The organism is Roseateles sp., from assembly GCF_039929605.1.
Taxonomy (GTDB): domain Bacteria; phylum Pseudomonadota; class Gammaproteobacteria; order Burkholderiales; family Burkholderiaceae_C; genus Pelomonas.
In genome coordinates, this window is the sequence record NZ_JBDSQX010000178.1 from 16,774 (window position 1) to 40,757 (window position 23,984).

The 23,984-nt window shown below is 67.2% G+C and carries 19 protein-coding genes, 2 tRNA genes and 1 riboswitch; of the genes, 14 read left to right on the plus strand and 7 right to left on the minus strand.

The genetic code is table 11. From position 1 onward, the window contains the following. Positions 1 to 37: 37 nt before the first annotated feature. The 3 genes from ABIS05_RS23950 (at position 38) to ABIS05_RS23960 (ending at position 4,496) form a co-directional block, all read left to right on the plus strand. Positions 38 to 1,951, plus strand: coding sequence for a peptidylprolyl isomerase (locus ABIS05_RS23950; protein ID WP_348009922.1), 1,914 nt, complete (start codon positions 38 to 40; stop codon positions 1,949 to 1,951). Positions 1,952 to 1,979: 28 nt separating this feature from the next. Further along, a tRNA-His gene (locus ABIS05_RS23955) sits at positions 1,980 to 2,055 on the plus strand. Positions 2,056 to 2,180: 125 nt separating this feature from the next. Then, positions 2,181 to 4,496 carry a 2OG-Fe(II) oxygenase gene (locus tag ABIS05_RS23960; protein ID WP_348009923.1) on the plus strand — a complete coding sequence of 772 codons (2,316 nt, stop codon included), beginning with the start codon at positions 2,181 to 2,183 and terminating at the stop codon, positions 4,494 to 4,496. Positions 4,497 to 4,538: 42 nt separating this feature from the next. On the opposite strand, the gene ABIS05_RS23965 is transcribed toward ABIS05_RS23960, so the two are convergent. Then, positions 4,539 to 5,621, minus strand: a complete 1,083-nt coding sequence (locus tag ABIS05_RS23965) for an NAD(P)/FAD-dependent oxidoreductase (RefSeq protein ID WP_348009924.1) — start codon at positions 5,619 to 5,621, stop codon at positions 4,539 to 4,541. On the opposite strand from ABIS05_RS23965, the gene ABIS05_RS23970 reads away from it, so the two are divergent. From ABIS05_RS23970 to ABIS05_RS23990, 5 genes are all read left to right on the plus strand, one after another. Then, the gene (locus ABIS05_RS23970; protein WP_348009925.1) at positions 5,596 to 5,994 is read left to right on the plus strand and encodes an LEPR-XLL domain-containing protein; all 399 of its coding nucleotides are present in this window, start codon (positions 5,596 to 5,598) and stop codon (positions 5,992 to 5,994) included. The genes ABIS05_RS23965 and ABIS05_RS23970 overlap by 26 nt on opposite strands. Continuing rightward, the gene (locus tag ABIS05_RS23975) at positions 5,985 to 6,818 is read left to right on the plus strand and encodes a hypothetical protein (RefSeq protein WP_348009926.1); all 834 of its coding nucleotides are present in this window, start codon (positions 5,985 to 5,987) and stop codon (positions 6,816 to 6,818) included. Before ABIS05_RS23970 ends, ABIS05_RS23975 begins: the two co-directional genes overlap by 10 nt. A 132-nt stretch (positions 6,819 to 6,950) precedes the next feature. Beyond that, positions 6,951 to 7,466, plus strand: a complete 516-nt coding sequence (locus ABIS05_RS23980) for a hypothetical protein (protein WP_348009927.1) — start codon at positions 6,951 to 6,953, stop codon at positions 7,464 to 7,466. Between the two features lie 92 nt (positions 7,467 to 7,558). Further along, positions 7,559 to 8,083 carry a hypothetical protein gene (locus tag ABIS05_RS23985; RefSeq protein ID WP_348009928.1) on the plus strand — a complete coding sequence of 175 codons (525 nt, stop codon included), beginning with the start codon at positions 7,559 to 7,561 and terminating at the stop codon, positions 8,081 to 8,083. Between the two features lie 74 nt (positions 8,084 to 8,157). Further along, a riboswitch (S-adenosyl-L-homocysteine riboswitch) is annotated at positions 8,158 to 8,244 on the plus strand. A gap of 12 nt (positions 8,245 to 8,256) precedes the next feature. Continuing rightward, positions 8,257 to 9,453, plus strand: coding sequence for an MFS transporter (locus ABIS05_RS23990; protein ID WP_348009929.1), 1,197 nt, complete (start codon positions 8,257 to 8,259; stop codon positions 9,451 to 9,453). On the opposite strand, the gene ABIS05_RS23995 is transcribed toward ABIS05_RS23990, so the two are convergent. From ABIS05_RS23995 to ABIS05_RS24015, 5 genes are all read right to left on the minus strand, one after another. Beyond that, positions 9,443 to 10,363 carry a DUF3616 domain-containing protein gene (locus tag ABIS05_RS23995; protein ID WP_348009930.1) on the minus strand — a complete coding sequence of 307 codons (921 nt, stop codon included), beginning with the start codon at positions 10,361 to 10,363 and terminating at the stop codon, positions 9,443 to 9,445. The genes ABIS05_RS23990 and ABIS05_RS23995 overlap by 11 nt on opposite strands. Beyond that, positions 10,360 to 12,177, minus strand: a complete 1,818-nt coding sequence (locus tag ABIS05_RS24000) for an aminopeptidase P family protein (RefSeq protein WP_348009931.1) — start codon at positions 12,175 to 12,177, stop codon at positions 10,360 to 10,362. The genes ABIS05_RS23995 and ABIS05_RS24000 overlap by 4 nt, the downstream gene beginning before the upstream one ends. Before the next feature lie 344 nt (positions 12,178 to 12,521). After that, positions 12,522 to 12,611, minus strand: a tRNA-Ser gene (locus tag ABIS05_RS24005). Between the two features lie 195 nt (positions 12,612 to 12,806). Beyond that, positions 12,807 to 13,724: a stomatin-like protein gene (locus ABIS05_RS24010; RefSeq protein WP_348009932.1), complete on the minus strand. Its 918-nt coding sequence runs from the start codon at positions 13,722 to 13,724 to the stop codon at positions 12,807 to 12,809. Between the two features lie 31 nt (positions 13,725 to 13,755). Continuing rightward, the gene (locus ABIS05_RS24015) at positions 13,756 to 14,184 is read right to left on the minus strand and encodes an NfeD family protein (RefSeq protein ID WP_348009933.1); all 429 of its coding nucleotides are present in this window, start codon (positions 14,182 to 14,184) and stop codon (positions 13,756 to 13,758) included. 129 nt (positions 14,185 to 14,313) lie between these two features. Here ABIS05_RS24015 and ABIS05_RS24020 point away from each other — a divergent pair, with 129 nt between their 5' ends. Next, positions 14,314 to 16,584 carry an arginine/lysine/ornithine decarboxylase gene (locus tag ABIS05_RS24020; RefSeq protein ID WP_348009934.1) on the plus strand — a complete coding sequence of 757 codons (2,271 nt, stop codon included), beginning with the start codon at positions 14,314 to 14,316 and terminating at the stop codon, positions 16,582 to 16,584. Between the two features lie 276 nt (positions 16,585 to 16,860). Beyond that, positions 16,861 to 17,559, plus strand: a complete 699-nt coding sequence (locus ABIS05_RS24025) for a PEP-CTERM sorting domain-containing protein (RefSeq protein WP_348009935.1) — start codon at positions 16,861 to 16,863, stop codon at positions 17,557 to 17,559. Positions 17,560 to 17,564: 5 nt separating this feature from the next. Here ABIS05_RS24025 and fabI read toward each other — a convergent pair whose 3' ends face one another. Beyond that, complete coding sequence (gene fabI / locus ABIS05_RS24030) at positions 17,565 to 18,347, minus strand: enoyl-ACP reductase FabI (RefSeq protein ID WP_348009936.1); 783 nt, start codon at positions 18,345 to 18,347, stop codon at positions 17,565 to 17,567. Between the two features lie 254 nt (positions 18,348 to 18,601). Here fabI and rimP point away from each other — a divergent pair, with 254 nt between their 5' ends. The 4 genes from rimP to ABIS05_RS24050 all read left to right on the plus strand — a co-directional run. Continuing rightward, the gene (gene rimP, locus ABIS05_RS24035; RefSeq protein WP_348009937.1) at positions 18,602 to 19,228 is read left to right on the plus strand and encodes a ribosome maturation factor RimP; all 627 of its coding nucleotides are present in this window, start codon (positions 18,602 to 18,604) and stop codon (positions 19,226 to 19,228) included. Continuing rightward, entirely contained in the window at positions 19,225 to 20,703 is a 1,479-nt protein-coding gene (gene nusA / locus ABIS05_RS24040) for a transcription termination factor NusA (protein ID WP_348009938.1), read from the plus strand. The genes rimP and nusA overlap by 4 nt, the downstream gene beginning before the upstream one ends. 50 nt (positions 20,704 to 20,753) lie before the next feature. Next, positions 20,754 to 23,750, plus strand: coding sequence for a translation initiation factor IF-2 (infB, locus tag ABIS05_RS24045; protein ID WP_348009939.1), 2,997 nt, complete (start codon positions 20,754 to 20,756; stop codon positions 23,748 to 23,750). Positions 23,751 to 23,821: 71 nt separating this feature from the next. Continuing rightward, positions 23,822 to 23,984, plus strand: a 163-nt coding sequence (locus ABIS05_RS24050) for a ribosome-binding factor A (protein WP_348009942.1), incomplete at its 3' end; no start/stop codon positions are given.

A 23,984-nucleotide genomic window follows, 5' to 3' on the forward strand; every position in this document is an offset into this window, starting at 1 on the left:
CGCCTTTGTTGCGTTTGATCCCTCAAGGCTCGCCGAAATGTTTGAATTTGTCCGCGCACACATGCGCCTGTTCCAAGGCATCCTGCTGCTGCTCATCCTGCCGTCCTTCGCCCTCGTCGGCATGCAGGGCTACACCAGCATGATGGGTGGCGCCAATGCCGGCGTCGCCAGCGTTGATGGCCGCAAGATCACCCAGGCCGAATGGGACTTGGCCCAACGCGAGCAGGGCGACCGCATCCGCCGCCAGAACCCCACCGTGGATGCCAAGCTGCTGGACACGCCGGAGATCAAGCGTCAAGCCCTCGACGGCCTCGTCAACGAGCGCACGCTGCAAGCCGCAGCTGCTCACCAGCACTTCACGCCCAGCATCGACGCTGTCAACGCGCGCTTCTGGAACGACCCCCAGTTCGCCTTCCTGCGCAATCCCGATGGCACGGTCAACAAGGCCATCCTCGCCGCCCAGGGCATGACGCCGTCCGGCTTCCTGGAGCGCTTGCGCCAGGACTTCGCGTTGCGCCAGGTCACCGCACCGGTGGAAACCTCCACCGTGGCGGGCACCGCCAACGCCAAGCTCGCCTTCGACGCGCTGCTGCAGCAGCGCGAGGTGCAATTGCAGCGTTTCGACATCAAGGACTTCGCGGCCAAGCTCAACCCGAGCGACGCCGAGCTCGAAGCCTTCTACAAGGACCCGGCCAACGTCGCCGGCTTCCAGTTGCCCGAATCGGCCCAGATCCAGTACCTCGTGCTGGACCTCGACGCGCTGAAGAAGGATGTCAGCTTCACCGAGGAAGACCTGCGCAAGTACTACGCCGAGAACGCCTCGCGCTACGGCGTGCCGGAAGAGCGTCGCGCTAGCCACATCCTCATCAAGGCCGAGCGCAGCGCGCCCGCCGCCGAGCGCGCCAAGGCCAAGGCCAAGGCCGAGGAATTGCTGGCGCAGGTACGCAAGAACCCCGCGTCCTTCGCCGAAGTCGCCAAGAAGAACTCGCAGGACGAGGGCTCGGCCGTCAATGGCGGCGATCTCGACTTCTTCGGCCGCGGCGCCATGGTCAAGGAGTTCGACGCCGCCGTTTACGCGATGAAGCCGGGCGAAATCAGCAACCTCGTCGAGACCGACTTCGGCTACCACATCATCCAGTTCACCGGCGCTCGCGGCGGCGAGAAGAAGCCCTTCGACGCCGTGCGCGCCGAGGTCGAGGCCGAGGTGCGCAAGCAGCTCGCCCAGCGCCGCTACGCCGAGGCCGCCGAGCAGTTTGGCAACCTCGTCTATGAACAGTCCGACAGTCTGCAGCCCGCCGCCGACAAGCTCAAGCTGCAGGTTCAGACGGCCACCGTGTCGCGCCAACCGCAGCCGGGCGCCGTTGGCCCGCTGGCGTCGCCCAAGCTGCTCGACGCCGTCTTCGGCGCCGACGCGCTGCGCAACAAGCGCAACACCGAGGCGGTCGAGACCGGCCCCAGCCAGCTCGTCGCCGCCCGCGTCACACAGTACAACCCGACCCGCGTGCCATCGCTCGCCGACGTGAAGGACAAGGTGCGTGGCTTGCTCGTCAACAAGCTGGCCATCGCCGACGCCAAGAAGGCCGGCGAGGCTCGCCTGGCCGCGCTGAAGGCCAACGCCGCTGACACCGCCGGCCTGGGCGCCGCCGTCACCGTCTCGCGCGCCAAGCCGCTGAACCTCACGCGTGCCCAGCTCGAAGCCGTGCTGGGTGCCGACGCGGCCAAGCTGCCGGCAGCCGTGGGTGTTGCGGCAGACGACGGCAGCTATGTCGTCGCGCGCATCAACCAGTTGCAGCCGCGTGACGCCGCCGTCATCGACGACAAGCGTGCCGTTCAGCAATACGCCAGCGCCTGGGCGCGTGCCGAGAGCCAGGCCTATCTGGCAGTGCTCAAGTCCCAGTACAAGGCTGTCATCAAGGTCGCCGCCCCGGCGTCGGCCGCAAGCGCCCCCTGATTTCTGCGTTATACTGCGCGGCTCAGCGGTGGTTGTAGCTCAGTTGGTAGAGTCCAGGATTGTGATTCCTGTTGTCGTGGGTTCGAGCCCCATCAGCCACCCCAAAAATGCTAAGTAAATTAACGGCCTAGAGGCGAGAGCCTCTAGGCCGTTTTTCATTTTTGGCAGCGCAGAGGCCGCTCGTTGTGTGGCGCCGGCTGATCGGCGCAGCGTCTAGAGGGAGACGACCATGGATTCGATCAACGACGCGCTGGCCGCTGCCTTGCAGAACGTCCGGACACCCGGCGACTTCTGTGCCTCGGGCGAGTGCGCCCTGTCTATGCCGCTGATCGAGGTCGACGGCGTCGGCCCGATCGCGTTGCCGTTGCTGCCGGTGCAGGCCGCGCAGCTCATCGCCGTGGCCGAGCGCGCGCCCTACGGCCGCGGTGGCGAGACGCTGGTCGACACGGATGTGCGCCGGACTTGGCAAGTCGGCGCCGATCATGTCCGCATTGCCGGCAAACATTGGCGAGAGATGCTGGAGGGCATCGTCCAGCGCGCGGCCGCCGGCCTGGGCGCCGGTGCCGGTGTGACCGCCGAGTTGTACAAGCTGCTGGTCTACGACGAGGGCAGCTTCTTCGTGACCCATCGCGACACCGAGAAGTCGCCAGGCATGTTCGCCACGCTGATCGTCGCGCTGCCGTCGCTGCACACCGGTGGTGAGCTGGAAGTGCGCCACCGCGGGCGAGGGGTGAAGCTCGATCTGCGTGGCGCCGATGCGTCCGAGCTGGCCTGGGCCGCGTTCTACGCCGACTGCGCGCACGAAGTGCTGCCCATCACCGCAGGATGCCGGCTCGTGCTCGTCTACAACCTGTTGCGCCCGGGCCAGGGCGGCCTGCCGCGACCGCCGTCCTACGACCAGGAAGCGGCCGTGCTCGGCCAGTTGTTGCGTCGCTGGAGCGAGCCGTCGGCAGATGACGCGCAGGACATGCCGGCCAAGCTCGTCTACCCGCTGGAACATGCCTACACGCCGGCCGAGCTGTCGTTCGCTGCGCTGAAGGGTGCCGATGCGGCTGCTGCCGGCGTGCTGGCTGCGGCTGCGCGCGACGGCGCATGCGACCTACACGTGGCGCTGCTGCGCATCGAGGAAAGCGGCGCGGCTGAGTACAGCGGTCGCTCCCACTCGCGCTATTCCCGGCGTTATCGCGATGATGATGACGAGGGAGACGACGACGGCTTCACCGTTGCCGAAATTTTCGATCGCGTGGCGACACTGTCGAACTGGAGCCGCCCTGACGGTGCGGCCGTATCGCTGGGCACGATGCCCTTTGTCGACAGCGAGGTCAGCCCGGCCGATGCGCTGGCCGACATGGACCCCGACGAGCAGCATTTCGAAGAGGCCACGGGCAATGAAGGCGCCTCATTCGAGCGCAGTTACCAACGTGCGGCGCTGGTGCTGTGGCCGCAGGCGCAAAAGCACGAGCTGCTCGCCTGCTCCGGATTCGCGGCCTCGTTGCCCCTGCTGGGCAGTTCGGTGGACGCGTGGGTGGGCGAGGGTGCCGAACCGGGCGGCGGGACCTGGCGCGAGGCCCATGCCCTGGTTGCGCAGATGTTGGCCTGCTGGCCCGCGCGAGCGACAGCCAACGTTTCTGAAGGAGCCAGCGCCGAGACGGTGATGCTGGCCCATCTGACGCGGCTGCACGACCTTGAACACATCGACACCATGCTGGCCGGTCCCGTTGCGGCCGGCGCCTACGCCGCGCAGGACAACCCGGCGCTGGTGCAGGCCCTGAAGTCGCTGGCACCGTCGCGGGTGGCCATGCTGCTGGGCGGCGTGGTGCAGGGCAACGCCGAAGTGCATCTCGCCGCTTGCGCCGACTTGCTCGCCCGTGCCGCTGCCGTCGCGGCCTGGCGCGGCCATCTGCAGGTCGCTGCCGAGGCGCTGCTGCAGGCGATGCCGGGTGACCCGTCCCGGCCCCAGACACAGGCTGACGCCTGGCGCCGCGAACGCGCGGACGCGGCGGTGGTTCACGACACGCTGTGCGCCCTCGTCCTGGGTCAGCAGCCAGGCCTCGCCACGCTGGCCGATCAGGCCGTGACGCATTGGCTGGCCTGGCCCGCCGCGTATGGGCTGGACACCGTCATCGTGCCCGCCCTGCGCTTCCTGACGGAGCTGCATCAGCGGCCTGGGCCGCTGGCCCACCCTGCCGGCCAGCGGCTGCTTGCTGCGGCGCTGGCGCATCTGCGCGCCCGGGTGTCGCTGGACCTGGCGCCGCCGGCCGACTGGCGACGCGACGCCCGGGTGGCCTGCCGTTGCGAGCATTGCCAGCGATTGACCGGTTTTCTGCTGAGTGCCGACGAGGACGTCTGGCGCTTCAAGGCCCGCGAGGCGGACCGCCGCCATGTCGAGGACGCGATTCGTCAGGGGTCGCACGATGTCGATTGCCGCACCGAGCGCCAAGGCAGCCCGCATGTGCTGGTGTGCAGCAAGAACCAGGCGAGCTACGAGCGCCGCGTCGCTCAACGGCGGATAGATCTCGACGACTTGCATCGACTGGCCGGGTGAGTCCGAGGCAGCGGCTCGGCGCACCGTGCGGTCATGCGCCGCTCAGAGCCGCGCAGCCACTTCCTCGGCCAGCGCAAGCGAGGCGGTCAGCCCCGGCGATTCGATGCCGAACAGCTGCACGAGACCGGGCATGCGGCAGTCGATAGAGAAGTCCGCCGCAGCCTCGCCTGGCCCGCTCAGCTTGGGCCGGATGCCGCTGTACGCCGGCTGCAGCGCGCCCGGCGGCAGGCTCGGCCAGTAGCCGCGCACCTCGGCCTCGAACGCCGGCGCGAGGGCGGGATTGACGGCGTAGTCCAGCGAGACCGGATCGGTGTCGGCCAGCCATTGCACATCCGGCCCGAAGCGCGCCTGGCCGCCCAGGTCCAGCGTCAGGTGCACGCCCAGGCCGCCATCTACTGGCAGCGGGTAGATCAGCCGTGAGAACGGCGCCCGGCCGGCCAGCGAAAAGTAGTGGCCGCGTGCAAAGCGCAGCGATGGCGCCGGCGTGCCGAGAGCTGCGGCGACTCGCGCGGCGAACAACCCTGCGGCGTTGACGACGCAGCGCGCGCCCAGCTTGAAGTCCGCGCCGACGCGCAAGCGCCAGCCGTCGCCGTCGCGCGCGCCGCCAGTCAACGGGCTGTTCAGCGCCAACGTCGCGCCGGCGTGTTCGGCATCGGCCAGCAGCGCCGTCATCAGGCCGTGGCTGTCGACGATGCCGCTGGACGGCGAGAGCAGGGCGCCGGCCGCTTGCAGCGCCGGTTCCAGCGCCAGCGTCTCGGCCTGGCCCAGCAGGCGCAAGTCGTCGAGGCCGTTGGCCGCGCCACTCGCGGCAATCTGCTCCAGCCGGGGCAGGTCGACGGGCCTTGTCGCCACGACCAGCTTGCCGCAGCGCCGGTGCGCGATGCCGCGAGCGGCGCAGTAGTCGTACAGCAGCGCCTTGCCGCGGACGCACAGCCGCGCCTTCAGGCTGCCGGTTGGGTAATAGAGCCCGGCGTGGATGACCTCGCTATTGCGCGAGGAGATGCCCGTGCCGATGGCGCCGGCGGCTTCGACGATGACGACCTCACGCCCGCGTTGCGCCAGCTCGCGCGCCACCGCGAGGCCGATGACGCCCGCGCCGATGACGATGATTTCGACCCTGTCCATGGGCCGCCAGCCTAGGGCATCCGACCGCAGCGAGGCGACTTGTCGCGTTTGGCTTCGTGGTTTACCCGCGAAACGGTGGGGTCACCCCGAATCGGCCTGCGTTGGCGACGCGGCCAAGGCCTCCGCGCCGGCTCCCGCTGCCAAACCTAATGCGCCTGCGGCGGTACGCGAGAAGCTCGTCTTCGAGCACCTTGAGCCCCGCCTGCTGCTGTCGGACACGCCCATCCCGCTGGCGGCCTTCGCACCGGCCGGCACGCTGACCATCAACGTCCACTCCGGCGACCTGAAGGTCGAGACCGTCTACAGCGGCGGCGGGCCGAGATCCGCGTCTGGGACAACACGCTGGGCACCTCGCTCGGCAAGGTGGCGCTGAACCAGAACGTCAAGATCAGCATCAGCGGCCTGCCCGGCATCGGCGACAAGGTGCAGGTCGACCTCGGCTATGACGACGGCGCCGCCGGCACCACCGCCACATCGCCCTTCGCCGTCATGGTGGAGCTGGATGGCGGCACCGACATCCCGCTGCTCAGCGACGACACGCTGACCTTCCAGAGCAGCGGCCCGGACTTCTACAACCCGACGACGCTGTTTCTCAAGAGCACCGACGACATCGTCTTCGCCAGCAGCTTCACGACCACCGGCAAGCTCAACGTCGACTCGCAGGAGGCCATCACCGCCAGCGGCGTGACGCTGCAGGCCAGTGACATGTACCTGGGCGTCACCAAGGTCGTCACCGATGGCGTGACGCTGCTGGACGGCGTCAACCTGCTCGGCAACGCCAGCGGCGCCATCAACCTGGTCGGCGCGACGCTGACGGCCAGCGGTATCGGCCTCATCGTCAGCACCTGCGTCAACGTCAGCACGCAGGACTCCAGCTACGCCAGCAACCTGATCAAGGTCGCCTTCGTGCAGACCAGCTCCGACGCGCAGATCACGCTGTCCGGTGTGACCAACCTGAACGCGACCGCCGGCAAGATCACGCTGGCCTCCAACTCCACCGTCACCGCCAAGGCGACGACCCAGCCCGACGCCAACAGCACGGCGGCCGACCCAGCAATGGCAGCACCAACATCGGCGCGGCGGTGGCCATCAACGTGGCGGAGGTCGGCAGCAGCGCCCGCGTCGGCGGCAGTGGCACAGGCAGCGTCAGCAGCAGGGCCTGGCCCTGGGCGCGACCACCGTGACCGGCCAGCGTAGCGATGCGACGACGACCGCCACCTCGGGTGCGGCCACTGGCAACACCGGCGTGGCCGGGTCGCTGGCCGTCGGCGTGGGCTCGTCCACGTCCACGCCATCCGCCGAAAGCTATGCCTTCACGCAGAGGAGGCCGTGCGCAGCTTCAAGGCCGCGCTGGCCGCCGACCCTGACTGCGCGCTGTGCGCCTGGGGCGTGGCCTGGCAGCTCGGCCCCAACATCAACGGGCCGGACCGCGGCGACTTGACCGAAGCCAAGCGCTACGTGGACCTGGCCGTGCGGCTGCGCGCCAACGCCAGCCCCAGCGAGCGCGAGCTGATCGACGCGATGGCATTGCGCTACGCCCATGCCAGCCAGCGCGCCGAAGTGGCCGTGCTGACCTCGCCCGTCTGCGGCCAGGCCTCCGGCGGATCGAGCAAGCGCGCGGACCCGCTGGACGTGGCGTATGCGGACCGCCTGCACGCGCTGGCCGACCGCACGCCCGACGACCCGGACCTGCTGTCGCTGTACGTCGAGGCGGAGATGGTCGCCAACCGTGGCGGCTGGTGGGACGAGGACACCGGCGAGCCGCGTGGCCGCATCGGTGAACTTGGCACGCGGCTGGAGGCGGCTGTGGCCCGCCACCCACAGCACACCGGCGTCAACCACTAACTTATCCATGCGCTGGACACGCCGCGCCAGGCCCACCGCGCCCTCGTGGCGGCCGAGCGCCTGGGCGCCTGGCGCCGCAGGCGCCCCATCTGGTGCACACGCCCGCGCACACCTTCGGTCTGTTGGGGCGTTATGCCGAAGCCGCCGCCGTCAACGAACGTGCGCTGGCGCTGCTGTCGCCCGCAGCGGACAAGCTCGTCAACGCGCATGCCGGCGACGACTTCATGGACAAGGTCGCACGCAGCGTGGTGCAGATGGCCAAGGCCCGGCTGGGTGCCGAGGTCGCGCTGGCCGAGGGGCAGGCAGACGCGGCGCTGCAACTGCAAGCGCAGGCGGTGGAAGCCAGCAAGTTCACCGACCGCACCGAGCCGCCGATGCTCGCCGCCGGCTCGCGGCTGGCGCTGGGTGACATGCAGCTGAAGGCCGCACGTTGGGCTCAGGCCGAGCAGAGCTTTCGCACCGCCCTGGCCGAGCACCCCACCAGCGGCTGGGCGCTGCGTGGGTTGTTGCAGTCGCTGCAGGCCCAGGGCAAGCCTGCAGCCGAACTCGCGGGCGTGCAGGCACAACTGGCCGCCAGCTTCGCGGCGGCGGACGCTGCGCTCAAGCCTGGACTCTGACCGGTTCCTGGGCGCCCAGCGGGCTTCTAGAATGCGCCCCGCGTCGCGTCGGACATCCAGTCTCGCGATGCCGTCCTGCCGAGGGGTGCTGCGACGGAGAGCCCGGTGAAAGGCCTCCGCCACGCTCGGCAGAGACGACAGAACCAGGGCGCCCTTTGTGAAAAGGGTTGTCCGTGCATTCAGCTTCCGTCTCAGCTTCAGCCTCCATACGCACCATCCTGCCGCTGGCCTTCGTCACCGGCGTCAGCATGGCCGCGATGGACCTTTACTTGCCCGCCGTGCCTGCCTTGCAAACCGGCATGGGCATCAGCGTGCCGCTCGCGCAGGCCACCGTGGCCGTCTACCTCGCCGGCCTGGCCGCTGCCCAACTGCTGTGGGGCGAACTGCTGAACCGGCTCGGCCCGCGCCGCTGCATGGAGATCGGCCTGGCGCTGCTGGCGCTGACCAGCCTGGGCTGCGCGCTGGCGCCGAACATCGCGGTGTTGCTGCTGATGCGCCTGCTGCAGGGCGTGGCTGCGGCGGCAGCGACTGTCGTGGCGCCCACCGTCGTGCGCGCCACACTGGCCGATGGCGACGTGGTGCGCGGCATCGCGGCCATCTCGATGGTCGAGGCCATCGTGCCGGCGGCCGGGCCGGTGCTGGGCGCGTTGATGCTCACCTTCACGGACTGGCGCGGCACCTTCTGGGTGCTGGCCGCGCTGTCACTGCTCGTGCTGCCCTGGGTCGTCAAGATCGCGCCGCGCCAGCTGCCCGGCCTCAACCTCGCGCATGACGCGAGCTACGCGGGCATCCTGCGCAACCGCAGCTACCTGCGCCTGGCGCTGTCGCATGCGCTGTGCATCGGCGCCTTGCTGACCTTCCTGGCCAGCGCGCCGCAGCTGCTGCAACACACGCTGGGCCTGGGCACCGACGCCTTTGCGCTGATGCAGGTGCTGGGCGTCAGCGCCTTCATGCTCGGCGCGTCGCAGTCCGGCCGGCTGGCTAAGCGGCTGGGCCATGCGCGCGTGGTGAAGGTGGGCTGCACGGTGCAAATCGTCGCCTGCGTGCTGGCGCTGGCCGTGGTGTGGCTGTGGCAGCAACCACCTTACGCGGTCGTTGCGGGCTACTGGGTCTGCTTCTGCGGCGCGTTGGCCATCCGCGGGCCGGCCACGTTTGTGGACGCGCTCGCCGTGCCGCCCGCGCAGATGGGCCGTGCGACGGCGCTGCTGGTGCTGGCGCTGCTGGCCGCCGGTGCGCTGGGCACGCAACTCGTCGCACCCTTCCTGGGCGGCGTGGGCAGCGCCTTGCCTTTGTTCGGCGCGGTGCTGTTGCTGCTGCTGACCAGCGCGGCGCTGGTATGGCGGTATCCGGTGCTGGCGCCTAAGGCCTGAAATCCAACGTGCGGAAAGATCGCTTGGCCTTGTCGGCGTCCTTGCAGGCCTTCTTGCCGACCATCACGCCGCCGTCGTCGCTCAGCAGGGTGACGTGGCCGTCGGGCCAGGCGAACAGCGCCTCCGGCCGCAGCGCGTTGAGGTCCAGTTGGACGGGTGAGGGCGCTTCCGCCGCCTTGCCGCTCCAGCGGAAGAGGGCAAACGTGCCCGTGTCGGCCGCTGGCCCGGCAGCGATCAGGTAGCCGGCGCCGACGCGCTCGATGGAGCGCACGCCGCGCCCGCCCAGGTCCAGCCGGATGACGGCGCCGAAGCGCGCCGGGCCCTTGCCGTCGACCAGTTCGGCCGGGTTCAGCAGCGGCACGACGACGGCCTTGCCCAGCGGGATGGGGTTGCGCAGGCCGATGAGCAGGCTGCCGTCCGCCGCTGCGGCCAGGCCTTCGATGTTGAGCCCGCCCTCGGCCTCGGCCGCGCGGCCGGCGGCGTCGGCCAGCTTCAGCGGCGCCAGCGCAGGGGCGGCCAGCAGGTCCGCCAGCAGCGCGGTGTAGGGCTTGCCGACGGGTTCGACCGTCGTGCCGACGATCTCGGTCGCGAAGAAGCGGTGCCGGTCCTTGCGCACCTCACCGCTGCTGTTGCGGGCGTGCGAGCCGATCCAGTAGATGCGTTGGCCGACCTGAGCCGCGCCTTCGAGGTCAGCCTCCTTGTCGGCCTTCAGGAACTTGAGGTCGACCTGGCCGACCCGCTTCGGCTCGCCGCGTTGGTAGACGCTCAGCTTGTTGTGCTCGTCGTCCGCCACGACGAAATGACGTGCGTCCAGCGCGACGCCCGCCGAGGCGTCGCACAGGCCTTCGTAGCGTGTCTGCGCCCCGGCCGCGCCGGCCGCGATCAGCAGCAGCGCGGCCAGCCGCCTCATGCCGACACCGGCTCGGTGCGCGCCAGCAGCCAGGCCAGCGCCGGCCCGCTCACCAGCGGCTGCAGGCGCTCGCGCACCGTCGCGTGATAGCCGTTCAGCCAGGCGATCTCGTCGGCGCGCAGCAGGCTCCTGTCGAGGCAGCGCGTGTCGATCGGGCACAGCGTCAGCGTCTCGAATTCCAGCATCTCGCCGAAGGCGTTCTTCTCCGGCGTGTCGATGGCGACGTTGAGCACGAGGTTCTCGATGCGCACGCCCCACAGACCCGGGCGGTACAGGCCGGGCTCGATGGACGTAATCATCCCAGGCTCCATCGCCATGGTCGCCTCGGGGATGGCCTTGGAGATGCTTTGCGGGCCTTCGTGCACGTTCATGAAATAGCCCACGCCGTGGCCGGTGCCGTGGCCGTAGTCCAGCCCGTGCTCCCACAGCGGCGCGCGAGCGATGGCGTCCAGCATGGGGCTGAGCGTGCCACGCGGGAAGCGGGTGCGCGACAGCGCCAGCGTGCCCTTCAGCACCAGCGTGTAGTCGCGCTTTTGCTCGGCGCTGACGGTGCCGATGGGCCACACACGCGTGATGTCGGTCGTGCCGCCCAGGTACTGGCCGCCGGAGTCGATCAGCAGCAGGCCGTTGCCCTCGATCTGCGCGAACGACTCGGGCAGGGCGCGGTAGTGGGGCTGGGCGCCGTTGGCCATCCAACCGGCAATCGTCGAGAAGCTCAGGCCCACGAAGCCCTTGCGCTTCCTGCGCTGGGCGGAGAGCTTGGCGTCCACGTCCAGCTCGCTCCAGCGCTCGCCACGGGCCAGCGACGCCTCGAAGTCGGCGTAGAACTCGCACATCGCCGCGCCGTCCTCGGCCATGGCTTCGCGGATGAACACCGCCTCGGCGGGCGTCTTGCGGCTCTTCAGCAGCGTGCTGGGGTTGATCTGCTCGACGACCTTGACGCCGGCCGGCACGGCCTCGCGCAGGCCCAGCGTCACGCGGCGCGGGTCGATCAGCAGCGTGGCATCGGCCGGCAGCGCGGCGAGTGCGGCGGCGGCCTGGTCGTAGGCGGCGAGCTGGATGCCATCGGTGGACAGCCGGGCAGCGACGTCGGCAGGCACCTTGCCGCTGCCGATGAACAGGCGGCCGCCTTGCAGGTCCAGCAACAGGTGGGCGATGAAGACCGGGTTGCATTCCACATCGCTGCCGCGCAGGTTCAGCAGCCAGGCCACGTCGTCGACGGTCGAGACGAGGTGGTGGGTCGCACCGATAGTGCCCATTGCCGCGCGCACACGGGCTAGCTTGTCGGCGCGGCTGACGGCGGCCTGCGGCGGCAGGTGTTCGTAGACGGCATCCATCGGCAGCGTGGGGCGGTCGTCCCAAGCCTGCTGCAGCAGGTCGGTGTCGGTGCGCAGCGTGATGCCCTTGCGGCCAAGGCCGGCGCGCAGCGCGTTGGCCAGCGCCAGGCCGAGCACCTGGCCGTCCACGGCCAGCGTGTCACCGGCGTGCAACTGCTGGGCGATCCACTCGATGTACTGCGTCGAGGCGCCCGAGCTCGTCTTCTGCAGCTCGATGCCGCTGCCGGCGAGCTGGGCCTCGGCCTGGTCCCAGTAGCGGCTGTCGGCAAACAGTGCGGCACGGTCTCGCGTGACGACGAGGCTGCCCATGGAGCCGGTGAAGCCCGACAGCCATTCGCGGCCTTGCCAGCGGCCGGGCAGGTATTCGGACAGATGCGGGTCGCTCGACGGCACGAACACGGCTTGTGCGCCGTGGGCGGCCAGGGCATCGCGCAGGCGCTCGATGCGCAGGCGGGTTTCGGAGGTGCGGGTGTCCATGGTGCTGGAGCCTCAGATGGTGGCTGCGTGGCCGGGTCGGTGGCAGCCTGGATACATGGGGATGGGGTCGGCGGATTCTCGCAAAAAGCGTGCGCCGTCTGCGTGCGCCAGCCGGTCCAGCGGGTTCTCGCTGGCCCAGTCGTGCGGCGAGTCCTGCCCAGGGCGCGGCGCCTGGATTCCGTCCAGTTGGCGCTCAAGCGCGAGGGCCAGCGTAAGTCGCGAAAAAGCCCGACCGGAAATCAAAACGCCGCAGTGACCATGCCACTGCGGCGTTATGAGTTGACTTCTGAGTCGTTGATTTGTGAGTTGAAAACTTATCTAAATCAACAACTTATACGGGTTCCTGGCGGAGAGGGCGGGATTCGAACCCGCGGTGGGGATAAACCCACACACGCTTTCCAGGCGTGCGACTTAAACCGCTCATCCACCTCTCCTGCAAGCCCTCAATCATAACCCAGCATTTCGCTGATGCAGCGTCTGAGCGGATGAATGAACCGTCGCCCGCCGATCTGATGAACGACATGATTCAGATTCGGCATCCGGCGCTACAGGACAAGGCGGGGGCTCTGCGGTCACCCGCTCGACCTCTCGCGGGCAAGCCGTTCCTACGGCGTGCGCCCCGCAGTGCTTCAGGCCTTGCCGCCGGCCTTGAGCAGGCTCATGGCGGTACCGATGAGGCCCGCAACTTCGCTCACGTTGCCGGGCACGATCATCGTGTTGTTCTTCTGGGCGAGCTGGGCAAAGGCGTCGACGGCCTTCTCCGCGACCTTGAGTTGCACGGCCTGATCGCCGCCCGGTTGCTGAATGGCCGCAGCGATCTTGCGGATGGCGTCCGACGACGCGTCGGCGACCGCCGTGATGGCCGCCGCTTCACCCTGGGCCTTGTTGATCTCGGCCTGCTTCTCGCCCTCTGAGCGGGCAATCGCGGCTTCGCGCTCGCCGGTGGCGATGTTGATCTGTTCCTGGCGCCGGCCCTCGGAGGCGGCGATTAGTGCGCGCTTCTCGCGTTCCGCTGTGATCTGGGCCTGCATCGAGTGCAGGATGGCCGGCGGCGGTGTCAGGTCCTTGATCTCGTAGCGCAGCACCTTGACGCCCCAGTTCAGCGCCGCCTCGTCCAGCGCTTCGACGACCGAGGTGTTGATCACCGCGCGTTCCTCGAAGGTCCGGTCCAGTTCCATGCGGCCGATGACGGAGCGCAGCGTCGTCTGCGCGAGCTGGGTGATGGCGATGACGTAGTTGCTCGCGCCATAGCTCGCGCGCATGGGGTCGGTGACCTGGAAGTAGAGGATGCCGTCGACAGTCAGTTGGGTGTTGTCTTTGGTGATGCAGACCTGGCTGGGCACGTCGAGCGCGATTTCCTTCAGCGAGTGCTTGTAGGCGAGCCGGTCGACAAAGGGCACGAGGAAATTGAGGCCCGGCGTGAGCGTGCCGTGGTACTTGCCGAGGCGCTCCACCACCCAGGCGTTTTGCTGTGGGACGACCTTGATCGAGCGCACCACGAAGATGGCTGCGATGACGAGGATGACGAGTGCGATCTGGAACCCCATGAGGTCTCCCTGGTGTTGTTGATTTGACGGTTCAGCGGTCGAGCAGCAGGCAGCTGCCTTCAACCGCGCGGATCACATGCCGGCCGCTCTGCGCTGGCGCAATGCCGATGAAGCGGGCTTGCCAGGCCGCGCCGCGGTATTGCACCTTGGCCAGGCCGTCGGGCGTCCAAGACGTGACTTGCACGGACTGGCCGATGTCGAGGTTGACGTCGGGATTGCTCGCCGCGGGTGCTGCTGCGGGCATGCGGCTGCGCCTCACATGCCAACCGACGATCGCAGCGCCGCCGACGATGGCGGCCGTCAGCACCTGGCCGGTCGGGCCCACGCCCAGATGCGCGGCCAGCGCACCGGCGGCGGCGCCCACCGCCAGCATGAGCAGATAGAAGGTGCCGCTGGCCAATTCGACGGCGATCAGCAGGCCCGCCGCGACCCACCAGACGGTGGCCCAGTTCCAATCCATCTTGTCTCTCCCATGTCTTTGGTGTTGGGGCAGTTTAGACCGCGGTCAGGGCTGGGGTGACGCGGCTCTGACACGCTGCGGCCCTACACTTCGCGGCTTCGTTTTTCCGTCCCGCCCGCTGGAGGCCGCATGCTGAAGTTCAAGTTCCCCGTCGTCATCATCGATGAAGACTACCGGTCGGAAAACACCTCGGGCCTCGGCATTCGCGCGCTGGCCGAAGCCATCCAGAAGGAGGGCATGGAGGTGCTGGGTGTCACCAGCTACGGCGATCTGAGCCAGTTCGCCCAGCAGCAAAGCCGTGCGTCGGCTTTCATCCTGTCCATCGACGACGAGGAGTTCACCGCCGGCCCGGAACTCGACCCGGTGGTGCTGAGCCTGCGCAAGTTCATCCAGGAGATCCGCAACCGCAACCCGGACATCCCGATCTACGTCTACGGCGAGACCCGCACCAGCCAGCATCTGCCTAACGACGTGCTGCGTGAACTGCACGGCTTCATCCACATGTTCGAGGACACGCCGGAGTTCGTGGCGCGCCACATCATTCGCGAGGCTCGCAGCTATCTCGACGGGCTGGCGCCGCCGTTCTTCAGGGCGCTGATGGACTACGCCCAGGACGGTTCCTATTCCTGGCACTGCCCCGGCCACTCGGGCGGCGTCGCCTTCCTGAAGAGCCCGGTCGGGCAGATGTTCCACCAGTTCTTTGGCGAGAACATGCTGCGCGCCGACGTGTGCAACGCCGTCGAGGAACTGGGCCAGTTGCTGGACCACACCGGCCCGATCGCGCAGAGCGAGAAGAACGCCGCGCGCATCTTCAACGCGGACCATTGCTTCTTCGTCACGAACGGCACCAGCACGTCCAACAAGATGGTCTGGCATCACACGGTGGCGCCGGGCGATGTCGTCGTCATCGACCGCAACTGCCACAAGAGCAACCTGCACGCCATCATCATGTGCGGCGCCATTCCCGTCTTCCTGACGCCCACGCGCAACCACTACGGCATCATCGGCCCCATCCCCGAGAGCGAGTTCAGCCCGGAGACCATCCGCGCCAAGATCGCCGCCAACCCGCTACTGGCGCACATCGATGCCGCGACCGTCATGCCGTCCATCGTGACGCTGACGCAGAGCACGTACGACGGCGTGCTCTACAACACCGAGACGATCAAGAAGAAGCTCGACGGCTACATCCCGACGCTGCACTTCGACGAGGCCTGGCTGCCGCACGCGGCCTTCCACGATTTCTACGGCCAGTTCCACGCGATGGGCAAGAACCGCATGCGCCCTAAGGAAGCCATGGTCTACGCGACCCAGTCCACGCACAAGCTGCTGGCGGGCATCTCGCAGGCGTCACAGGTGCTCGTGCAGGACTCGCAAACGGTGAAGCTCGACAAGCACCTCTTCAACGAGGCCTACCTGATGCACACCAGCACCAGCCCGCAGTACTCGATCATTGCGAGCTGCGACGTGGCCGCCGCGATGATGGAGCCGCCCGGCGGCACGGCGCTGGTGGAGGAGAGCATCCGCGAGTCGCTCGACTTCCGCCGCGCGATGCGCAAGGTCGAGGGCGACTACGGCGACGACTGGTGGTTCAAGGTCTGGGGGCCTGATTTCCTGCGCGACGAGCCTGGCAATGTGCCCGTCTCGGCGGACTGGATGCTGCATGCTGACGAGGACTGGCACGGCTTCGGCGGCCTGGCCGAAGGCTTCAACATGCTGGACCCGATCAAGTCCACCATCATCACCCCCGGGCTGGACATGCAAGGGCGCTTTGCCACAACCGGCATCCCGGCGTCCGTCGTCACCAAATTCCTCGTGGAGCACGGCGTCGTCGTCGAGAAGACGGGCCTGTACTCGTTCTTCATCATGTTCACCATCGGCATCACCAAGGGCCGCTGGAACACGTTGCTGACGGCGCTGCAGCAGTTCAAGGACGACTACGACAAGAACGCGCCGCTGTGGCGCATCCTGCCGGAGTTCTGCGCGAAGTTCCCCAAGTACGAGCGCATGGGCTTGCGTGACCTCAGTCAGTCCATCCATCAGGCTTACGCAGAAGGCGACATTGCGCGGCTGACGACGGACATGTATTTGTCCAACCTGCAGCCAGCCATGACGCCGACCGATGCCTACGCGCACATCGCGCAGCGCCGGACCGAGCGAGTCGGCATCGATGAGCTGGAAGGCCGCATCACGACCTCGCTGCTGACGCCTTACCCGCCTGGCATCCCGCTGCTGGTGCCCGGTGAGCGCTTCAACAAGAAGATCGTCGACTACCTGAAGTTCACGCGGAACTTCAACTCGAAGTTCCCCGGCTTCGCGACCGACGTGCACGGCCTCGTGCATGAGGTGGACGAAGAGACCGGCCGCGGCCACTACTACGTGGACTGCGTGCGGGCGGCGTGAACAGGCCATGAAACCCAGGTCCTGCGGCGCGACTGCTTCCTGCGTGAGCGGAGTCACCAGATGTGAGGCTGTTACAGGGCTGCGCGCACACAAGCCTAGAACTAGGGTGTCGGTCGATATGACACCAACGAGTTTGCGGCCGTGTCTTCTCCCGTGGCGGTAGCGCAGGATTCGAGAAAATGGCAGACGCAGCAGTCACTTAAGGGAGCTAGGGGGACGGGCTGGCATGGGCTATGCGCTCAGAAATGCTTGTTCACCACTGACTGGAGGCATCCCATGAGATTGACTTACAAAGTTCTGGCTACCGCTACGGCGGCTTTCGCGCTGGCGTCTGCTGCGCAGGCCGTGCCCGTTGCGCTGTCCAAGCTGACGGGCGTCACCGGCGGCACGCTGTCTGGCACGGCGGTCTACAAGGCCGACCTGTCCAGCATCGGCCTCTCCAGCGTCCTGTCCATCGGTGTCCGCGACAACAGCGGCTTGCTCGGCGGCTCGGCCGGCCAGTTCTCGGGCTTCGACCTCGATGCCATCAAGCTATCGACGACCGACTGTGGCGACGCCACCTGCGCGCAGGGCGCCGTGGGGTTGTCGGTGTTCAACTTCACGACGGGCACGATCTTCTCGCCAGGCACGCAGCGCGCGCCGGCCGATCCCAAGCTCTTCGGCACGGATGGCTCTGGCGTCGCAGTCGACAACGTGGTCGCGACATTGGGCCTTTTCGATGCCGAGAACACGACCGGCCCGACCGTCTTCGGCTTCCTGAGCCTGGGCGACGACGGCGCCATCGACTTCAACCTGACCGGCGCCGTCTTGACGGCCGGCCTCTTTCTCTACATCGGCGAGGTGGGCGACAACGGTGAGGTTGCCGCCGGCTCGATCATCGTGCGCGACACGACCTCGGTGCCCGAGCCCGGCGGCCTGGCGCTGCTCGGGCTGGCCGCAGCGGGCTTCGCCTCCTGGCGCCGCCGCCGCGCCTGAGCAGTTCAGGCCTCTCCGGCCATCGCGATCTGGCTGAAGCCGCCGTCCACGTAGGTGATCTCGGCGCTGATGCCGGCCGCGAGGTCGGACAGCAGGAAGGCGGCGGTATTGCCAACGTCGTCGATGGTGACGTTGCGGCGGATCGGTGCCTGAGCCGCGAACTGGCCCAGCAGCTTGCCGAAGTCCTTGATACCCGAGGCCGCCAGTGTTTTGATCGGCCCGGCCGAGATGCCGTTCACCCGCACGCCCTTGGGGCCGAGCGCCTGCGCGAGATAGCGCACGCTGGCCTCCAGGCTGGCCTTGGCCAGGCCCATGGTGTTGTAGTTAGGCACGATGCGCAGTGCGCCGAGATAGCTCAAGGTCAGCAGTGCCGAACCTGCGCGCAGCCGCGGCGCCGCGAGTTTGGCCATGGCCGGGAAGCTGTAGGCCGAAATATCGTGGGCGATGCGGAAGTTCTCGCGCGTCATGCCTTCGAGAAAATCACCGGCAATCGCCTCGCGCGGCGCAAAACCAATCGAATGCACAAAGCCGTCGAACTCGGGCCAAACCTCGCCTAGTTGATTGAAGAGCGCTTCCAACTGCTCGTCGCTGGTCACGTCGCAGTCATAGATCAGCTGTGAGCCAAACTCGGCCGCGAATTCGGTGATGCGCTCCTTGAAGCGCTCGCCTTGATAGCTGAAGGCCAGCTCGGCGCCTTCGCGGTGGCAGGCCCGAGCGATGCCGTAGGCGATGGAGCGGTTGGACAGCACGCCCGTGATTAGCAGCCGCTTGCCGGCGAGAAAGCCCATTCTTGTCTCCTGTGAGGTCTAAAACAGCCTCAGATTCTGTCACGCGCCGTAGCCAGCGACTTGCCGGCATAGGACTTGCACCGTACAATCCGACTTTCACCGAAACGAGGCCGGCCCTCGCGAGCACCGGGTGACATCCCCCGGAGCTGGCCGTAATTGGCCGAATTCGGCTTTGGTGAAACGAGTTGGGCGGGTTCATCCAGCCCATTTTTTTTGCTTTTTCGATTTTCCTTCTACCCCTCGCCCATCCCCGCATGAGTTGGCAAACCGCTGTGGAAACGACTGTGACCGGACTCGGTTACGAACTCGTGGACTGCGAACGCAGTGCCAGTGGTGGGACGCTGCGCGTGACGATCGACTTGCTGGAACCGCAAGCGGATGCCGGCGAATTGATAGATGTGGATGACTGCGAAAAGGTCACCCGCCAGTTGCAGTATGTGCTTGAGGTCGAGGGTTTGGAATATTCCCGGCTTGAAGTGTCCTCGCCGGGCCTGGATCGGCCGCTGAACAAGGCCGCGCATTACGCGCGCTTTGCCGGCCAGGAAATCGACATCACGCTGAAAGCTCCCTTCCAGGGTCGCAAGAAGTATCGCGGCGTCGTCAGCGCCCAGCCGCAAGCCGAAAGCGATCAGGCCTGGCGTCTGGTGTTTGACGACGGCGAAGCCGATCAGGCGCTGGACTTCACGCTCGATGAAGTTCGTGAGGCGCGTCTCGTACCCGTGATCAGCTTCAAGGGGCGCGGCGGCGAGCCGGCACCCGACCGCAAGCCGGGCCAGCGTGGCGTCATCAAGCCGAAAAAAGCAGCACCTAAGAAACAAGCGGGCGCATCCATCGAGGTGGCGCCCGGCCAAGACAAGGTTGACGGAGGTCTCAAGCAATGAACCGCGAAATGTTGATGCTGGTGGATGCGATCTCGCGCGAAAAGAGCGTGGAGCGCGATGTCGTGTTCGGTGCGGTCGAAGCCGCGCTGGCCTCGGCCACCAAGAAGATTTACGGCGCTGAGGCCGACATCCGCGTCAGCGTGGACCGTGACTCCGGCGAGTACGAAACCTTCCGTCGCTGGCACGTTGTGCCGAACGAGGCGGGTCTGCAGATTGCCGATGCCGAGATCCTGCTGTTTGAAGCGCAAGAGCAGATTTCCGACATCGAGGTGGACGACCACATCGAAGAGCCGGTCGAGTCGCTGCCCATCGGCCGCATCGGCGCCCAGGCTGCCAAGCAGGTCATCCTGCAAAAGATCCGTGACGCCGAGCGCGAGCAACTGCTGAACGACTTCATGTCGCGCGGCGAGAGGATCTTCGTCGGCACCGTCAAGCGCCTGGACAAGGGCGACATCATTGTCGAGAGCGGCCGGGTGGAAGGCCGCCTCAAGCGCAGCGAGATGATCTCGAAAGAGAACCTGCGCACCGGTGACCGCGTGCGCGCCGTCATCCTCGGCGTGGACCCGACCCAGCGCGGCCCGCAGATCATGCTGTCGCGTTCCAGCGGCGAGTTCATGAAGGAACTCTTCGCGCAGGAAGTGCCCGAGATCGAGCAGGGCCTGCTGGAGATCAAGAGCTGTGCCCGCGACAGCGGCAGCCGCGCCAAGATCGCCGTCATCAGCCATGACCGCCGCGTCGACCCCATCGGCACCTGTGTCGGTGTGCGTGGTTCGCGCGTCAACGGTGTGACCACCGAACTGGCCGGCGAGCGTGTCGACATCGTGCTGTGGAGCGAAGACCCGGCGCAGTTCGTCATCGGCGCGCTGGCGCCGGCGAACGTTCAATCCATCGTCGTCGATGAAGAGCGCCATGCGATGGACGTCGTCGTCGACGAGGAAAACCTCGCCATCGCGATTGGCCGTGGCGGCCAGAACGTGCGCCTGGCGTCCGAGCTGACCGGCTGGCGCATCAACATCATGTCGGCCGAGGAATCGGCTGCCAAGCATGAAGTCGAGGCCGAGAGCGTCCGCAAGCTCTTCGTCGACAAGCTCGACGTCGATGCCGAAGTCGCCGACATCCTCATTGCCGAGGGCTTCACCAGCCTGGAAGAAGTCGCCTACGTCCCGATGCAGGAAATGCTCGAGATCGAGGCCTTCGACGAGGACACCGTCAACGAGCTGCGCACCCGTGCCAAGGATGCGCTGCTGACGGCAGAAATCGCCCGCGAAGAGAAGGTCGATGACGTCTCGCAAGACCTGCGCGACCTCGAGGGCGTGACGCCCGAGCTGTTGAGCAAGCTGGCCGAGGGCAACATCAATACCCGTGATGACCTGGCCGACCTGGCCGTGGATGAATTGGTCGAACTGTCCGGCCTGGACGAAGCGGCGGCACGCACGCTGATCATGAAGGCCCGTGAACATTGGTTCAACGATTGATTGATCTCGACACGCCGCGCTGCACCAAAAGTAATTTGAAGGATCCCCACATGGCCGTGACTACCGTCGCCCAATTCGCCGCCGAGCTGAGCAAGCCGGCGAGCAGTCTGCTGGAGCAGCTGCAAGCCGCGGGCGTCAAGAAGTCTTCCGTTGATGACTCGCTGAGCGAGCACGACAAGGAACGCCTGCTCGACCACCTGCGCTCTTCCCACGGCACTGCCGGCGCGGATCGCAAGAAGATCACGCTGGTCAAGAAGTCGACCACCGAGATCAAGCAAGCCGATGCCAGTGGCAAGGCCCGCACGATCCAGGTCCAGGTCAAGAAGACACGTACCTTCATCAAGCGTGACGACGCCGGGGAAGAGACCGGCGGAGCTCAGGAAGAAGCCGAGCTGGTCCGCCGCGAGGAAGAGGCGCAAGCCAATGCCGCCGCGCTGCGTCAGCAGGAAGAGGAAATGGTCGCCAAGGTGAAGGCCCGCGAGGATGCTGAGCGCGCCGCCCGCGAAGCCGCCGAGGCGCGCCGTGCCGAGGAGCAGGCCGCCGCTGAAGCCGCTGCTGCTGCTCAAGCTGCCGCAGCACAGGTTGCCACCGAAGCCGCCAAGCCGGAGGCCGTTGCCGAAGCCCGCCAGCGCAGCTCCGACAAGGCGTCTGCCGAAGCGGCTGCCATCAACAAGGCTGCGGCAAGCCGTCGCACCAAGTCGGCTCCGGTCGAGGCGCCCGCGCCTGAGCCGGTGGCCGCCGCCGCGCCGGTGGAAGTGCCTGCGCCGGTCGTGGTTGCCGCTCCGGTCGAGCCTCCGAAGCCGCTGTTGCGCGTGGTCAAGGCCGTCGACGCTGCTGCCGAAGAGAAGCAGAAGCAGGACGACCTGGTCCGCCGCCGCAAGGCCGCCGAGGCCGAAGCTGCCGCCATCCGCGCGATGATGAACGCGCCCAAGAAGGTGATGGTCGCTGCCAAGAAGGAAGAGCCCAAGCCGGCCGAACCTGCTGCCGGCATCAAAGGCACCATCCACAAGAAGGTCGGCGCGCCTGGCGCACCGGCTGCTGCTGGCGCGGCTGCCAAGCCGGGCGACAAGAAGTCGGTCAAGTCCGAAAAGCTGTCGTCCAGTTGGGCCGATGATGCCGCCAAGAAGCGTGGCCTCAAGACCATCGGTTCCGGCCCGGCCGGCGCTGCTCGCCCGGGCGGCGGTGGCAACTGGCGCGCTCCGGCGCGTGGCGGTGCCGGTGGCCGCCGTGGTGGTGGTGACCGGGGTGGCAACAACCCGTCCAACTTCCAGGCGCCTGCAGAAATGCAGATCCAGGAAGTGCACGTGCCTGAAACCATCTCGGTGGCCGATCTGGCACACAAGATGTCGGTCAAGGCCGCCGAGGTCATCAAGCAATTGATGAAGCTGGGACAGATGGTCACCATCAACCAGCAGCTGGACCAAGAGACGGCCATGATCCTGGTCGAGGAAATGGGCCACAAGGCCTTCCCCGCCAAGCTTGACGATCCGGACGCCTTCCTCGAAGAAGAGGGCACCACCGAGCAGCAGCACGAGTCGCTGTCGCGCGCACCGGTTGTCACCGTCATGGGTCACGTCGACCATGGCAAGACCTCGCTGCTGGACTACATCCGCCGTGCCCGTGTGGCCGCGGGTGAGGCCGGCGGCATCACGCAGCACATCGGCGCCTATCACGTCGAAACGCCGCGCGGCATGATCACCTTCCTGGACACCCCGGGTCACGCGGCCTTCACGGCCATGCGTGCCCGCGGCGCCACGGCCACCGACATCGTCATCCTGGTGGTGGCGGCGGACGACGGCGTGATGCCCCAGACCAAGGAAGCGATCCACCATGCCAAGGCGGCGGGCGTGCCCATCGTCGTGGCGATGAACAAGATCGACAAGCCGGGTGCCAACCTTGAACGCCTGAAGGGCGAACTGGTGGCCGAAGGTGTCGTGCCGGAAGAATTCGGCGGCGATGTGCCGTTCGTGGCCGTGTCGGCCAAGACGGGCGAAAACATGGACGGGCTGCTGGAGCAGGTGCTGCTGCAGGCCGAAGTGCTGGAGCTCAAGGCGCCGGTGGCCTCCATGGCCAAGGGCCTGGTCATCGAAGCCAGGCTGGACAAGGGCCGCGGCCCGGTCGCGACCGTGCTGGTGCAGTCCGGCACGCTCAAGCGTGGCGACGTTGTCCTGGCCGGTTCCACCTATGGCCGTGTTCGCGCCATGCTGGACGAAGACGGCAAGGCGTGTACCGAGGCTGGTCCGTCCATCCCGGTCGAGATCCAGGGCCTGACCGAAGTGCCGCGCGCTGGTGACGAGTTCATGGTGCTCAGCGATGAGCGCCGCGCCCGTGAAGTGGCGACCTTCCGTTCCGGCAGGTATCGCGACGTCAAGCTTGCCAAGCAGCAGGCCGCCAAGCTGGAGAACATGTTCTCCGACATGTCGGGTGGCGAAGTCCAGACGCTGGGCATCATCATCAAGTCCGACGTACAGGGTTCGCAGGAAGCCTTGGCTTCTTCGCTGCTCAAGCTCAGCACGGCCGAGGTCAAGGTGCAGATCGTCCACGCGGCGGTTGGCGGCATCAGCGAGAGCGACATCAACCTCGCCATCGCGTCCAAGGCGGTCATCATCGGCTTCAACGTGCGTGCCGACGCTGGTGCGCGCAAGCTGGCCGAGGGCAATGCCGTCGACCTGCGCTACTACAACATCATCTACGACGCCGTGGACGATGTGACGAAGGCGATGAGCGGCATGCTGGCTCCCGAGCAGCGCGAAGAGGCGCTGGGTACGGCCGAGATCCGGCTGGTCTTCGTGGCTTCCAAGATCGGCACGGTGGCCGGCTCGATGGTCACGTCCGGCCTGGTGCGCCGTGGTGCCCGCTTCCGCCTGCTGCGCGAGAACATCGTCATCTACACCGGTGAGGTGGAGTCGGTGCGCCGCGAGAAGGACGACGTTCGCGAAGTCAAGGAAGGCTTCGAGTGCGGTATCAAGCTCAAGAACTACAGCGACATCGCCGAAGGCGACCAACTGGAATTCTTCGAGATCAAGGAAGTGGCCCGCACGCTCTGACCGCCAGCCCCTCGGGTTACCCCGCAGACCCCGCCCGAAAGGGGCGGGGTTTGTCCTTTAAGGAAACCGCCATGAGACATAAACGCGCCATCCCCAACCGAGCCTTCCGCGTCGCCGACCAGATCCAGCGCGATCTGGCGGAGCTGATCCGCGAGCTCAAGGATCCGCGCATCGGCATGGCCACGATCAATGCGATCGAGGTCACGCCCGACTACGTCCATGCCAAGGTGTTCT

Coding starts and splice junctions, on each gene's coding strand:
- ABIS05_RS23950 (WP_348009922.1), top strand. CDS start 38: ATGTTTGAATTTGTCCGCGCACACATGCGCCTGTTCCAAGGCATCCTG.
- ABIS05_RS23960 (WP_348009923.1), top strand. CDS start 2,181: ATGGATTCGATCAACGACGCGCTGGCCGCTGCCTTGCAGAACGTCCGG.
- ABIS05_RS23970 (WP_348009925.1), top strand. CDS start 5,596: ATGACGATGATTTCGACCCTGTCCATGGGCCGCCAGCCTAGGGCATCC.
- ABIS05_RS23965 (WP_348009924.1), bottom strand. CDS start 5,621: ATGGACAGGGTCGAAATCATCGTCATCGGCGCGGGCGTCATCGGCCTC.
- ABIS05_RS23995 (WP_348009930.1), bottom strand. CDS start 10,363: ATGAGGCGGCTGGCCGCGCTGCTGCTGATCGCGGCCGGCGCGGCCGGG.
- ABIS05_RS24000 (WP_348009931.1), bottom strand. CDS start 12,177: ATGGACACCCGCACCTCCGAAACCCGCCTGCGCATCGAGCGCCTGCGC.
- ABIS05_RS24010 (WP_348009932.1), bottom strand. CDS start 13,724: ATGGGGTTCCAGATCGCACTCGTCATCCTCGTCATCGCAGCCATCTTC.
- ABIS05_RS24015 (WP_348009933.1), bottom strand. CDS start 14,184: ATGGATTGGAACTGGGCCACCGTCTGGTGGGTCGCGGCGGGCCTGCTG.
- ABIS05_RS24020 (WP_348009934.1), top strand. CDS start 14,314: ATGCTGAAGTTCAAGTTCCCCGTCGTCATCATCGATGAAGACTACCGG.
- ABIS05_RS24025 (WP_348009935.1), top strand. CDS start 16,861: ATGAGATTGACTTACAAAGTTCTGGCTACCGCTACGGCGGCTTTCGCG.
- fabI (WP_348009936.1), bottom strand. CDS start 18,347: ATGGGCTTTCTCGCCGGCAAGCGGCTGCTAATCACGGGCGTGCTGTCC.
- rimP (WP_348009937.1), top strand. CDS start 18,602: ATGAGTTGGCAAACCGCTGTGGAAACGACTGTGACCGGACTCGGTTAC.
- nusA (WP_348009938.1), top strand. CDS start 19,225: ATGAACCGCGAAATGTTGATGCTGGTGGATGCGATCTCGCGCGAAAAG.
- infB (WP_348009939.1), top strand. CDS start 20,754: ATGGCCGTGACTACCGTCGCCCAATTCGCCGCCGAGCTGAGCAAGCCG.